10 protein-coding genes are annotated in these 13,832 nt (G+C 42.4%); 4 read left to right on the top strand and 6 right to left on the bottom strand.

Going from position 1 to position 13,832, the window contains the following annotated elements:
* Positions 1-312 precede the first annotated feature (312 nt).
* The 6 genes from ACFQZS_RS02720 to ACFQZS_RS02695 all read right to left on the bottom strand — a co-directional run bounded on the left by ACFQZS_RS02720 (position 313) and on the right by ACFQZS_RS02695 (position 8,533).
* Entirely contained in the window at positions 313-1,290 is a 978-nt protein-coding gene (locus ACFQZS_RS02720; RefSeq protein WP_377097059.1) for a Kelch repeat-containing protein, read from the bottom strand.
* Between the two features lie 144 nt (positions 1,291-1,434).
* Positions 1,435-1,872: a hypothetical protein gene (locus ACFQZS_RS02715; protein ID WP_377097058.1), complete on the bottom strand. Its 438-nt coding sequence runs from the start codon at positions 1,870-1,872 to the stop codon at positions 1,435-1,437.
* A 113-nt stretch (positions 1,873-1,985) separates the two neighbouring features.
* Positions 1,986-2,513, bottom strand: a complete 528-nt coding sequence (locus tag ACFQZS_RS02710) for a hypothetical protein (protein ID WP_377097056.1) — start codon at positions 2,511-2,513, stop codon at positions 1,986-1,988.
* Between the two features lie 313 nt (positions 2,514-2,826).
* A complete protein-coding gene (locus tag ACFQZS_RS02705) occupies positions 2,827-5,997 on the bottom strand; it encodes an efflux RND transporter permease subunit (protein WP_377097054.1) in 3,171 nt (1,056 codons plus the stop codon).
* Positions 5,998-6,019: 22 nt separating this feature from the next.
* Positions 6,020-7,159, bottom strand: a complete 1,140-nt coding sequence (locus ACFQZS_RS02700; protein ID WP_377097052.1) for an efflux RND transporter periplasmic adaptor subunit — start codon at positions 7,157-7,159, stop codon at positions 6,020-6,022.
* A 42-nt stretch (positions 7,160-7,201) separates the two neighbouring features.
* Entirely contained in the window at positions 7,202-8,533 is a 1,332-nt protein-coding gene (locus ACFQZS_RS02695; protein ID WP_377097051.1) for a TolC family protein, read from the bottom strand.
* 353 nt (positions 8,534-8,886) lie between these two features.
* On the opposite strand from ACFQZS_RS02695, the gene spt reads away from it, so the two are divergent.
* From spt to ACFQZS_RS02675, 4 genes are all read left to right on the top strand, one after another.
* Positions 8,887-10,101 (top strand): serine palmitoyltransferase, encoded by a 1,215-nt coding sequence (gene spt / locus ACFQZS_RS02690; protein WP_377097049.1) that lies wholly within the window; start codon positions 8,887-8,889, stop codon positions 10,099-10,101.
* Between the two features lie 86 nt (positions 10,102-10,187).
* Positions 10,188-11,306 carry a hypothetical protein gene (locus ACFQZS_RS02685; RefSeq protein ID WP_377097047.1) on the top strand — a complete coding sequence of 373 codons (1,119 nt, stop codon included), beginning with the start codon at positions 10,188-10,190 and terminating at the stop codon, positions 11,304-11,306.
* On the top strand, positions 11,303-12,289 hold the full coding sequence (locus ACFQZS_RS02680; protein ID WP_377097045.1) for an NAD-dependent epimerase/dehydratase family protein: 987 nt from the start codon (positions 11,303-11,305) through the stop codon (positions 12,287-12,289). The genes ACFQZS_RS02685 and ACFQZS_RS02680 overlap by 4 nt, the downstream gene beginning before the upstream one ends.
* Before the next feature lie 27 nt (positions 12,290-12,316).
* Positions 12,317-13,639: an inositol-3-phosphate synthase gene (locus ACFQZS_RS02675; RefSeq protein ID WP_377097043.1), complete on the top strand. Its 1,323-nt coding sequence runs from the start codon at positions 12,317-12,319 to the stop codon at positions 13,637-13,639.
* Positions 13,640-13,832 lie beyond the last annotated feature (193 nt).

The following is a 13,832-nucleotide window of genomic DNA, read 5'->3' as shown; positions in this document are numbered from 1 at the left end:
TCTGGGGTGTAAAGGATTTTACCCCCGCTGGCGCGAGAATGTCGGGTATGGATAGAGCGCAAACGCTTCTCGTCCCTTTTAAACTTTTTAAAACTTTATAGCAAATAGCTTAGTGTATCTAAAAGTGCGCCATTTGGTGTACCAAAAATTCCCGGTATTGAATTGTTTGATCGCGAATGAACAGCAATAAGCAAAAATTAAATATCTAAATTGATGACAATTAATGATCACAGAAAATTCAATTGATATAAAAACCGCTCAGCTTATATATTATTTTGGTATACCTTAGTGTAAGGAAATAAAAACAAGATATCACTCACTAAAAAACTCAATTGATTTTAACAACGGCGAACCACCCGAATTGCCCACGCCTGCAACCGTGTAAATTTTATTTTTGTAAACAACCGCTCCGGCAGCATGGCGCCCCTCAACCAATGGTGGCATGGTACGAAAAACACCTGTTTTAACATTATAAACTTCAACTTCGTTGTGCGATTTACGTTGCGCGGCGCTTTCACCGGCAATTATAAACAGGTCGTTTTTTATAGCTAATGTTGTATTTCCGGCGCGTAATGTAGGTAGTTTGGCGGTTTCTGTGCTCCATTTTCCGGTTTTAAAATCAAATACATCAACTGATGCAACTACACCTGTCAACCCTTTCTTCTCCATAGTGTTGGATTGTTGCCCGCCAATTAAATACAACTTGTTTTCTATAAGCCCGGCCCGTACATGGTCTCGCGCTGCAGGTGCGTCTGCCAGTTTCGTCCATTTGCCAGTCTTCGGGTCATACTCATCAAACCAGGTAACATTGCCGGTCCAGTGCCCATCTAATATGCCCGTAACCATATAAAACTTATCCTTGTACACCACAACCCCGCCAGATCCGCGCCTTCTGTCGGCAGGTATCTCGTCACCTGTGCGCCAGGTATCCGTTTTAGGGGTGTAAATGTAAATATTTGCAACAGGCTGTTCATGCGGATAACGACCCGTCATGGCTCCCAACAAATATACTTCGTCTTTATAAACCACCGCCTGAAAGTGATTCAGTTCTATGGGCGGTTTTGCGCCGTTAGTCCAGGTGTTTGCTTTGGGGTCGAAAATATTCACGTCGGTTATCCCACGCCCGCCAAGCAGATAGAACTTGTCTTTAACCGCAACAAAATCACACTCTTCGCGTGGGATATAATTCCCGGTTGTTTCAATTATCTTCCACGAGTATTTCTCAAACTGCGCGTATGATGCGTCCATAAAAAGGCAGACAAGCAATATAAAAAGTGCGGTGCGTTTCATAATAATTTCTAATGCGGCCTGCGTTAAGGTTACAGACGCCCTAATTGGTTTAAGCATTAAATGTATCATATTCCTTCAAATAACACAAACCTGTATTAACAATAAACGCCATTGAGGCAGCTCAATAGCGTTTACGTTTATAGATTATTGCCTCGGCGGCGGTGGCGGGCCTTGCGGAGGACCTCCCCTTCCATCAGGTGGACCACCCGGTCTGCGCATCCGCATTTCCTTCTCTATTTGCTGGTACTTTTTAAACTGCGTGGCAGTAAGTATCGTTTTTAGTTTTTTATCGCGGGCTGCAACCAATTTATCAACGTCTTCTTTCTTTCCCGGAGGCGGCGGCGGTGGTGGCGGCCCATCACCACGAAGCTTTTCCATACTTGCAAAGAAATCTTTAAAAGCCGCTGTAAGCTTCTGTTTCTGGTCAGGCTTAAGGGCAAGTTCCTTTCCTAAACGCTCGGTAGCTCTTTTAAGTCTTTCTTCCGGAGATAGGCGCATACCACCCGGCGGGGGCGGTTGCTGTGCTTTTAAAACTGATGCGAACAACAGGGCCGCTGCAAGTAATACAATTCTATTTTTCATCCGTTTAAATTTACGAATTTAGACGGGTTATTCAGCAAAATCCTTCGCAATCCATTAAAACAAAAAACGCCCCCCGAAAAATCGGGAGGCGTAAATGTGAGAGATGCTTATTATTACAATTTAAACCCGTAAGCTACGCGCAAACCTACTAAGCCATAATTGTTGCTTTGACCAGAGAAGTTTTCGTAACGTGCAGAAATATCCCACTTATCGTTAGCATAACCTAAACCCGGAGCAACGATCAATTTTGTGTTGCCACCTGAATTAGTTTCAAAACCAGCACCCGCTTCAGCACCAAAGTATAGATTTTCGGCAAAAAACCCTTTAACACCAACTTTAACCGGTACTAAGCCGCCGTCTTTAGCTTTAAAGGTTGTGTTTCCAACAGTGTAATTTTTTCCAAAGAAATTGTAAAAACCAGATGTAAGGGTCCAAGCTAATCCTTCGTCAGCGCCATATTGCAAACGTGGAGTTATACCTGCATAAATGTTTGAACCATTAGATGCGTCGCCGGTAGGTACACCAACTTCTGCAGCTATTCCAAAACGTAGTCTACTATCTGATTGTGCATTTGCATTTGTTCCGATAAAAAGTGCTACACCCACTATAGCTGCAGCAGCTAATTTTGTTAGTTTTTTCATTGTTGTGTCTATCTTTTAAGTAAGTATTAATGCCGGTATTATTTCAAATACTTTGCCATTGTGCCAAAAACTGTACAATTTAACATTCAACGAATTGTTATCTGATCCATTTTACTGTAGAATGAGCGGCTTAAATGCTGATATTCAAATTGGTTGGCTTGGGCGAAAGCATTTATTTGAACAAGCTGATATAATTGGCGTGAGATTAAGAATAGTGCATTGTTTTTAGTTCATTTTGTATGGTAAACCCTGCTTTATAAAACAAAAAAGGCCTTCAATTTTCACTGAAGGCCTTTTTTATACCAATATCCTATTAAGTCTGCGGGTCGTGTTCCGGATCAGGCTTATAATTTCGTTGCAATTCGGCCAGCTTTTCTTTTCCATAAGCAACGCGTGTTATTAAAAAGAACAATACAGGCACTATAAAAATAGCCAACAAGGTTGCTGCAAGCATACCACCAAACACAGTAAAGCCGATAGTTTTACGCGCAATAGCTCCGGCACCTGATGCAAACAGCAAAGGCAGTACGCCCAAAATAAAGGCAAGCGATGTCATTATAATAGGTCGCAAGCGTAATCTTACTGCTTCTAATATTGATTTTTCCAGCTCCATTCCCCTATCTACACGCTCCTTTGCAAATTCCACAATCAAAATGGCATTCTTGGCAGCAAGGCCTATCAGCGTTATCAAACCAATTTGCGCGTATACGTTATTATCCAGCCCTTTATTAAATGTAAGAAACAGAATAGCTCCCATTGCACCCAACGGTACTGCTAATAATACAGAGAACGGTACGGACCAGCTCTCGTACAAAGCCGCAAGGAACAGGAATACAAACCCTACAGATAGCATAAAGATATATACAGTTTTTGAACCCGATAGCTTTTCTTCGCGGCTTAAACCTGTAAACTCATAGCCATATCCTTGAGGCAGCGTTTGCGCTGCTACTTCTTCCAACGCGTTTAAGGCATCGCCGCTGCTGTAGCCCGGCTTAGCTGTACCATCAATCTCAGCAGCCCTGAACAGGTTAAAGTGCGTTATAAGCGGCGCATTCTCCATCATTTTATAGGTAGTAAGGGTACTTAACGGCACCATATTACCCACAGAGTTACGCACAAAATACTGCCCTATATTGTCAATATTAGTGCGATAATTAGTATCTGCCTGGGCCAACACTCTAAACGTGCGGCCATATAAAGTCATGTCATTTATGTATGAGCTACCCATGTAAACCTGCAAAGCGTTATTAATATCGCTGATCTGTACGCCAAGGCGCTTTGCCTTTTCACGGTCTATTGTAAGTTGATATGCGGGGGTTTTGGCAGTAAAGAAACTGTATGCCTTTGCTATTTCAGGCCGTTTGTTCACCTCGGCTACAAAGTTGTTGAGCACGGTTTGGAAACTTGTTATATCGCCGCCAGCTTCTTTCTCTTCCAGCATAAATGCAAAACCGGAGCTGTTACCCAAACCGGGGATAGCCGGCGGCGGAATAACAGTTACATTAGCTTCTTTGTATTTAGTTAACTTTTGTTGCAGATAACCCACCAATTCAAGCGAGGTTTTCTTCCGCTCATCCCAGGGTTTAAGCTGAACAAACACGGTGGCGCTGCTTGATTTTGTTGCAAAGTTAACTACGTTAAGGCCCCCTAAAGCAGCATAATGCCCTATCTCGGGTACGCTGTCAAGGGTTGTCATCACATCTTTTAAAACAGCCACTGTTCTTTCTGTTGATGATGCTTCGGGCAGATCATAGGTAACGTAGATCCGTCCCTCATCCTCTACCGGAATAAAGCCGGTTGATTTTTTCATGAACATGAAAACCGTACCTACAATAATGCAGATCAAAATAACAACTACAAACCTGGAGTTCTTTATACCCCGGTGCACGCCGTTACGATACTTTCCGGTAACACGGTCAAACCAGGTATTAAACAGGTAAAAGAATCTATCCAGGCCTCTTGACTTATCGTCTATTTTATGTGGTTTTAGGATCAGTATACACAAAGCCGGTGTTAACGATAGCGCCACAAAGGCCGATATTATTACCGATATAGCTATGGTTATAGCAAATTGCTGATACAGCCTGCCCACTATGCCCGGTATAAAACCAACTGGTACAAACACCGCTGCCAATATCAGCGCTATGGCGATAACCGGGGCCGAGATATCTTTCATGGCGTGTCGCGTAGCATCAACCGGCGACATGTTTTTCTCGTCCATATAGTGCTGTACGGCCTCAACCACAACAATGGCATCATCAACCACAATACCTATAGCTAACACAAAGCCAAACAGCGTTAACGTATTTATAGTAAAGTGCAGCGGAATAAAGAAAATGAACGTACCTATAATAGATACCGGGATAGCCAATACCGGAATAAGCGTTGTGCGCCAGCTTTGCAGAAACAGGAACACTACTATAATAACCAACACCAAGGCTATCACCAATGTTTCAACCACCTCGTGCACCGAAACTTTTATCACCGTTACCGCCTCAAAAGGCACCATGTAGGCAATATCATTCGGGAAGCTTTTCTTCATCTGATCCATGGTGGCATACACATTCTCGGCAGTTTCAAGCGCGTTGCTGTTAGGTGCCTGGTAAACCAACAGGTACGATGCCCGCTTGCCATCAACGTAAGAATTACCGGCATAGTTAAATTTACCTAACTCAACACGCGCCACATCCCTTAAATGCACTATAGCGCCGTTAGCGGGTTGGGTGCGTACCACTATATTCTCAAATTCGGCTTTACTGGTTAAACGCCCCTTTACCAAAACGCTGTACTCAAATGTCTGTCCCTTTAACTGCGGCGTAGCGCCAACAGTTCCGGCAGCTACCTGTGCGTTTTGTTCCTGCAAGGCTTGGGTTATATCGGCAGCTGTCATGCCTAAGGCCGCTAACTTATCGGGCTTTAGCCATATACGCATACTAAAGTCATCGGCGCGGCTTATCACGTCTCCTACTCCTTTGGTACGTAAAAGCGCGTCGCGAACGAAAATATTGGCGTAATTATCAGTAAAGGTTACATCATGCGTACCCTTAGGCGAAAACATGGCCACCAGCATTAAAATACTTGGGTTACGTTTACGCACGGTTAAGCCCAGGCGTTGTACTTCCTGCGGTAAGGTTGGTGTTGCTATGCCCACCCTGTTCTGCACATCAAGCGCGGCTATATTAATATCGGTACCCAGCTCAAAGTTAACGGTCATGCTCATGGCGCCGTTATTGGTGCTGTTACTTTGCAGGTAGGTCATTCCGGGCGTTCCGTTCACCTGTATCTCTACAGGCGTCGCAACGGTTTGCTCAACCGTTTGGGCGTCTGCGCCCACGTAGTTACCTGATATCTGTACGGTTGGTGGCGTTATATCAGGATACTGCCCTACGGCAAGCGTGGCTATTGCCAGTATGCCCACAATAACTATCACCAATGATATTACGATGGCCGTAACAGGCCTTCGGATAAAAGTTTCTGCTATCATTCTATATTATATTATCCGCCCTTTATTTTGCCTGTGGTTTTGCCTGTCCTGCGGCATCAGCTGCGCCGGGACCGCCCAATGTTATTTTGCCACCGTCGCGCAGTTTTTGAAAACCGTCTGTAATTACCTTATCACCGGCCTTTATGCCGTTCATTACAACTATATTGCTGCCTATGCGCGGACCCAGCGTAACTTTTTGCTGGCTGGCGGTAGTATCATGCGATACAAATACAAAAAACTCTCCCATTTGCTCAGAAACAGCCTTATAAGGTATTTGCAGGCGATTGCCCGAATCATTATTTAAAACTTTTAAAACACAGCTCATCCCATCTTTTAATAAGCCATCCGGGTTAGAAAATTCAACTCTCACCTTTATGGTTCCGGTGAGGTTATTCACTCCCCTGTCTACCGCCAGTATTCTTCCGCTTTTATGGTAAACTGTGCCGTCTGATAATTGAAGCCTGAAAGTTGAGTCGGTCACCTTGCGCTGCAGTTCGTAAAAACGATTGATGTCCTGCTCATTCACTACCACATCAACGGCAATCGGGTTTTCGCTTGATACGGTATTCAGCAAGGTACTACCCGGCGTAACCTGCGAGCCCAACCTTACCTGCGAAATACCAATACGGCCGGTAACCGGGGCGGTTATTAATGAATAAGAAAGGTCTGTTTTGGCGCTTTCAATAGCCGCTTTAGCTACTTCAACCTGGCTTTTGCTCATCTCGTAATTAGCAGTAGCCTGGTCAACAGTTTGGCGGGCAACGGCATCATTCTTTAACAGCATATTGTAGCGGTCAATATCCTTCTGCGCTTTAGTCAGATTTGCTTGTGCGCTAATCAATTGGGCATTAGCCTGCGCGTAAGCCGCCTGATATTTGCGCCGGTCTATTTCGTAAAGGGTCTTTCCCTTCTGCACTATATCGCCCTCTTTAAAAAATATGCCCGTAATAAATCCTGTCACCGCGCTACGCAGCTCTACATTATTGGTAGATACTACTGTGCCCTGGTACTGATCGTAATAAACAGCGTCGGCATTCTGCGCCTCGGCAACTGCTACAGGTATTGGCGGCGGTGCAGCATTTTGCGCGGCCTGCTGATCTTTACATGACGTGATCGCCAAAGCTATAATTGCGGCAAACAATTGGATATTATATTTTTTCATTAGGTATTATATTATAATAAAAGACAATTTTTTAATTTAATATTATTCAACCGGCAGTGTTCCTAAAGCCTTTTGTACATCTATTTTACTGGCCAATAGCTGGAACAGCGCGTTATAGTAATTTAACTGAGAAGTACGCAGATCAGCCTGTGCAACTATCACATCCAGATAAGTTTTAATCCCTTCGCGATATTGTAAACTTACCACGTTGTAAACATCAGCGGCCAGCGCGACATTCTCTTTAAGTGTTTTCCAACTGGTGTAATTACTTTTATAGGCCGCCAGCGCCTGCACATATTGTGTGCTGATAACGTTTTGCTGATTTAAAATATCCTGATCGGTACGCTCAACCTGCAAACGCGCCTTACTTAAACTCTTCAATCTGCGCCCGCCCTGAAAAATAGGTATGGTTAACGATAGCCCCGCGTAAGCATTAGTAAACGATTTGCTGTACAAGTTAGAGAGGCTGTTGTTTAAAAACAACATATTATAAGCACCAATAGCCGAAAGAGAAGGCAAAAAGCCGTACTTGTAATAATTAACATTAACGTTCTGCAGGTTTTTTTGCGTTTGCAGCAACTGATACTCTACACGGTTAGTATAACTTAAAACCTGATTGGTATCAATTATAGCCTCTTGCTCGTAACGGGTAGAATCATAAGTGAGCGAGAAATCTTTGTTGGCCTGCACACCCATTATTTGTTTCAACGTGGCCATTTTACTTTTTACAGCCTCAATAGTTTGCTTGCGCGATGCTACCTCGTTATTTAACGCTATGGTAGCTTGCTTATAATCAATTTTATCAACCACGCCGGCCTGGTAACGGCTGGTAGCATCCTTTAAACTACGTTGCAGCCTGGCAATGTTTTCATTAATGATATTAAGCCGTTTTTGCGACAGTAACACATCAAAAAAACTTTTACTCACATCAGAAACTACATCTATCTGCGTACTAACTTCGTTTTGACGATACAGCAAGCGGCTGTAAGTTGACGCTTTTGATGCCTGCAACACCTCGTTATTGTAAATAGTTTGATTGAGCTGAGCGCCTAAACTTGAGAATTCGCGAAGAGCACCACCACTTCCGCCCGCGTTAACCTGGGCAGCATTTACCGGCCCGCCTTTAAAGTAATGCTGGTACTGATTGGTGGAGCTGATCTGTGGCAACCACGATGATAGTGAGATATCAATATCCCTTTCATTAATGGCCCTGTCTATAGCGGCTTGCTTAATGGCCGGCTGGTTGCGTAAAGCAAAAGATATACTTTGTTTAAGCGAAACTACAGCCGGTAAGCTGTCTGTGGCGGTTTGCGCCAGTAGCAACTGTGGTATACTGTAGGTTAAAATAATTAAAAGAAAACACTTTTTTTTCATAGATGCAGATATAATAAAGCCCTGGGATGGAGCGAGGACGTTTATATTAATCAATCGTTTAATTAACTAAAGGAGCTGCGAAGATGGGAGGATTTGTAACGAATAAAAAGCAGCATTAAAAATTTTACCTAAATTATACATTACAGGTATAAACAGCCAATTTTTTAACGTTTTTTGGTACTTTTTAAAAAAATTTAAAAATTGACTCCTCAAATAAATAAAAAATTTAATTAATTTGCCGAGTGGGAATAGCGTTGTGTTTAAAAACATGATGTTAAAAAAATTTACATACTAAATATAGGTTATAAGCTTATTCGTGGTATTTTTACAAAAAATTTAAGCAGGGTTAATACATGGTTAAAAAACTACATGAGAAAATTGCTCAATTCAAAGATGCAGCAATGATCAGGGAGAAGGGCTTGTATCCTTATTTTAGGCCTATCGAGTCCGGCCAGGATACGGAGGTGATTATTGAGGGGAAGCGCGTGCTGATGTTTGGTTCAAACTCATACCTTGGTCTAACTAATCATCCTAAAATAAAGGAAGCATCAAAAAAGGCAATTGACAAGTATGGTAGCGGTTGTGCAGGTTCAAGGTTTTTGAATGGTACACTTGATATACACGTAGAATTAGAAGACAGGTTAGCAAGTTATGTAGGTAAAGAAGCCGCCGTTTTATTCAGCACAGGCTTCCAGGTAAATTTAGGCGTTTTGTCATGCGTTACCGGCCGTAACGATTATTTGATATTAGATGAGTATGATCATGCATCGCTAATTGACGGCAGCCGTTTATCATTTTCAAAAGTTATAAAGTACGCGCACAATGACATGGCCGATCTGGAGCGTAAATTAAGCTTACTACCAGAAGAAGCGGTTAAGGTTATTGCTGTTGACGGTATATTCAGCATGGAGGGTGATATTGTTAAACTACCCGAAATTGTTGAGCTGGCACAGAAATATGGTGTAAACATAATGGTTGATGACGCGCACAGCTTAGGCGTTATTGGCCATAAGGGCGCAGGCACAGCATCGCATTTTGGCCTTACTGATGATGTTGACCTGATAATGGGCACCTTCAGCAAGTCCCTGGCATCATTAGGCGGTTTTATAGCCGCTGATGCTGATGTTATTGATTATATGAAACACAGGGCCCGCTCACTAATGTTCAGCGCGAGCATGACCCCCGGAGCTGTAGCCAGCGTTATAGCAGCATTGGATATTATAGAATCTGAGCCTGAGCGTATCCAAAAGCTTTGGGACAACACCAATTATGCAATGAAACTTTTATTGGACGAAGGTTTTGACCTTGGCCCAACAGAAAGCCCTATCCTACCGATATTTGTACGCGACAACGATAAAACCTTCCTGGTTACTAAGCACCTGCAATCATCAGGCGTATTTGTTAACCCGGTAGTTTCGCCAGCTGTACCTTCGGACTCATCTTTACTTCGTTTTTCTTTAATGGCTACTCACACTTTTGAACAAATTGATGAGGCCGTTGAAAAGATAACCAGGGCATTTAAAGAGGTTGGTGTGCCGCTTGGTATGGGTGTAAAAGAACGGATTTAAATATTTATCATATTTTTTGCAGATGTGCGGCTATTAAAAATAGCCGCACATTTTATATAGACCAATTTTATCTTTAGTCGTTTTTAATGAAAAAAATAATTCCGGTAGTTTCAAAAAAAGAGCTGGCTGCTTTTATAGATTTTCCGCACGACCTATATAAAGATGATCCCTATTATGTTCCCGAGCTGTTTATAGCACAGCGCGATCTGTTAACCAAGCACCCTTTTCATAAACATAATAAGTTGCAGGGCTTTCTGGTTTATCAGGAAGGTAAAGTTACGGGCCGTATTGCAGCTATTTTAAACAACGCGCATAACGAGTATAACAAGGCTAACGATGGTTTCTTCGGCTTTTTTGATTGTATAAACGACCAGGAAACCGCTGATCTGTTATTTAAAGTGGCTGCGGATTGGTTAAAGGACAAAGGCGTTACAGGAAGATTTTTGGGCCCGGTTAACTTTTCAACTAACGAGCCTTGTGGCCTGCTGGTGAAGGGATTTGACAGCTCGCCGGTTTTAATGCAAACTTATAACTTCCCTTACTACGCCGATTTGATAGACAAAGCTGGTTTTGATAAGGACGTAGACCTGATAGCCTGGCACTGGGACGGCAATAATTACGATGATAAATCTGTACGCCTGCTTAATGCTTTACAGGAGCGTTTAAAGCGAAATAATATTGTTATCCGTAAAATAAATGTAAAGAACTTCAAAGAAGAAACTGCTAAACTTCGCGAGGTTTACAACTCCGCCTGGGACCAGAATACAGGGTTTGTTCCGCTAACCGACGACGAATTCAACTATCTGGCTAACGATTTGAAATTAATATTAGACGGAGACTTTGCGTTGGTTGCAGAGCAGGAAGGTAAAATAGTGGCATTTGGTTTAGCGCTTTTAAATTATAACGAGATATTTAAAACCATAAAACGCGGCCGCTTGCTGCCTACAGGGATTTTTAAACTGCTGTTTGGTAAAAAGAAGATACAGAGCCTGCGCATATACGCTTTGGGAGTTATTGATGGCTACCGCAAAATGGGTATAGAGGCTGTTTTATACGGTACCATTATAAAAAACTATACCGCCAGGGGTTTAAAATGGGCAGAAGCCGGATGGACACTGGAGAACAATACCATGATAAACGAAGCCATTATAGCTATAAAAGGCAATCCTTATAAAACATACCGCTTGTATCAGAAACAGATATGAAGGAAAAGGTTTTAATAACCGGTGCAAGTGGTTTTGTAGGATATCACCTGATAAAAGAAGCGCTGAGGAATGATATGGAAGTGGTTGCGGCAGTTAGAAAGAGCAGCAATATAAAGCATCTGAGCGAATTTGATATTCAATATACGGACCTGGCTTATAATGATCCGGACGCGCTGATAAAGGATATACAAGAAAAAAAATACACCTTTATAATTCATGCCGCGGGCGTTACCCGCGCACGAACGATTGAGGAATATAATACCATAAATGCTGAATATACTTTGAATCTTGCCAAAGCGGCGGTTGAAGCAGGTGTGGATGTTAAAAAGTTTGTGCTAGTAAGTAGTTTGGCAGCAATTGGCCCATTGAATAATATTGATGGTGTTATTAATGAAGAAACAACGCCCAACCCCGTAACGGCTTATGGTGCCAGCAAATTACTTGCAGAGCAAAAGTTAAAAACCGTAACAGGGTTAAATTATACCATACTTAGACCAACCGCTGTTTATGGCCCGAGAGACACGGGTATTTTTATTTTTTTTAAACAGCTGAGCAAACGGATTGAAGGCTATATAGGCCGGGCGGAACAACGGCTTAGCTTTATTTATGTTACAGACCTGGCCAGTGCATGTATATCCGCATTAAAAAGCGGGGGCCTGCAGGCTTACAATTTAAGCGACGGTAAAAGTTATACCAAGTATGATTTAGGTACGGAAGCAAGAAAAATTTTGACAGGAAAAACGTTTAAGTTTCACATTCCTGTAAATTTTATGAGATTGATAGCAACCATAGCCGAAAAAGTAAGTAATTTGAAAGGTGAAGCGCCAATACTGAACCGTGAAAAACTAAATGAGCTTACAGCGGTTAATTGGATATGCAGTATTGGGGCGGCAAGTAAAGATATGGGATTTGCTCCTCAATACGATCTAAATAAGGGCGTTAAGGAGACTATCAACTGGTACAAACAAAACAACTGGCTTTAAATAAATATAATTTACATTTACACAATAATGAAGAGTAACATTCAACCTGCCAACGGCAAACTGGGTATTTTGATCCCGGGTTTGGGCGCCGTGGCAACCACGTTAATTGCCGGCGTTGAGGCCGTTAGAAAAGGTATATCACAACCTATAGGCTCTGTTAGCCAGATGGGTACCATCCGTTTAGGTAAAAGAACAGAGAACAGACGCCCCAAAATAAAAGATTTTGTACCGCTGGCCAGTCTTAACGATGTGGTTTTTGGTGGTTGGGATGTATACCCGGATAATGTCTATGAAGCAGCTTCAAAAGCAGCGGTTTTGGAAAAAGACCTTCTGGCCAAAATAAAACCGGAGTTAGAAGCAGTTGTGCCGATGAAAGCGGCATTTGATCAAAATTATGCTAAAAACTTAACTGCCACCCACGTAAAACAAGGTACACGTTATGAATTAGCGCAACAGGTTATTGAAGACATACAAAACTTTAAAGAAGCAAACGGTTGCGACAGGATAGTTTTAGTATGGTGCGGATCAACCGAGATCTACTACGAAGCATCAGACGTGCACAGCACTTTAGATAAATTTGAGGCAGGTTTAAAAGCCGACGATAAATTAATATCGCCAAGCATGATCTATGCTTACGCGGCTTTAAAACAAGGTATACCATTTGCTAATGGCGCGCCTAACCTTACTGTTGATATCCCGGCACTTATTGAGCTGGCTAAAATAACACAAACTCCAATAGCCGGTAAAGATTTTAAAACCGGTCAAACCTTAATGAAAACCATTTTGGCCCCCGGCCTTGCTGCACGTTCTTTAGGCGTTAACGGCTGGTTCTCTGATAACATTTTGGGTAACCGCGATGGTTTGGTATTAGACGATCCTGATAACTTTAAAACTAAAGAGGTTTCAAAACTGGGTGTACTGGAAGATATCTTTAAACCTGAGGACAACCAGGAGCTTTATGGCAATATTTACCATAAAATACGTATTAACTATTATCCGCCGCATGGCGATAACAAAGAAAGCTGGGACAATATTGACATTTTTGGTTGGTTAGGTTATAAAATGCAGATCAAGATCAACTTCCTTTGCCGTGATTCTATCCTGGCTGCTCCTATCGCGCTTGACCTTGCGCTGTTCTGCGATTTGGCTAAACGTGCTAATATGAGCGGAGTACAGGAATGGTTGTCGTTTTACCTTAAATCGCCACAAACCGCGCCTGGCTTGCACCCTGAGAATGATATATTCAAACAACTGGCAAAGTTGGAAAACACGCTGCGCCATATGATGGGTGAAGATTTGATCACTCACCTGGGTTTAGATTATTACGAAGAATTGGCCGAAGCACAATAGGCATAAAATAATAATACTGAAGTCGTTATTGCATGATTTAACCTTGCGATAACGACTTTTTTGTTAACTGTACGGCAGGTGCGATACTATGGTAACAAATGCGGCCGTTAACAATCTAAAATTCGCCTGAGTGCGTATAATAGGTGTAGCAAAAAGACAGGCCACTATTTGACTTTTTGACCACAGAAGTCTG

The sequence above is a fragment of the Mucilaginibacter calamicampi genome (assembly GCF_042676765.1).
GTDB classification, from domain to species: domain Bacteria; phylum Bacteroidota; class Bacteroidia; order Sphingobacteriales; family Sphingobacteriaceae; genus Mucilaginibacter; species Mucilaginibacter calamicampi.
The sequence above is the reverse complement of the archived record's forward strand: the minus strand, read 5'-3'. Positions and strand labels throughout refer to the sequence as shown.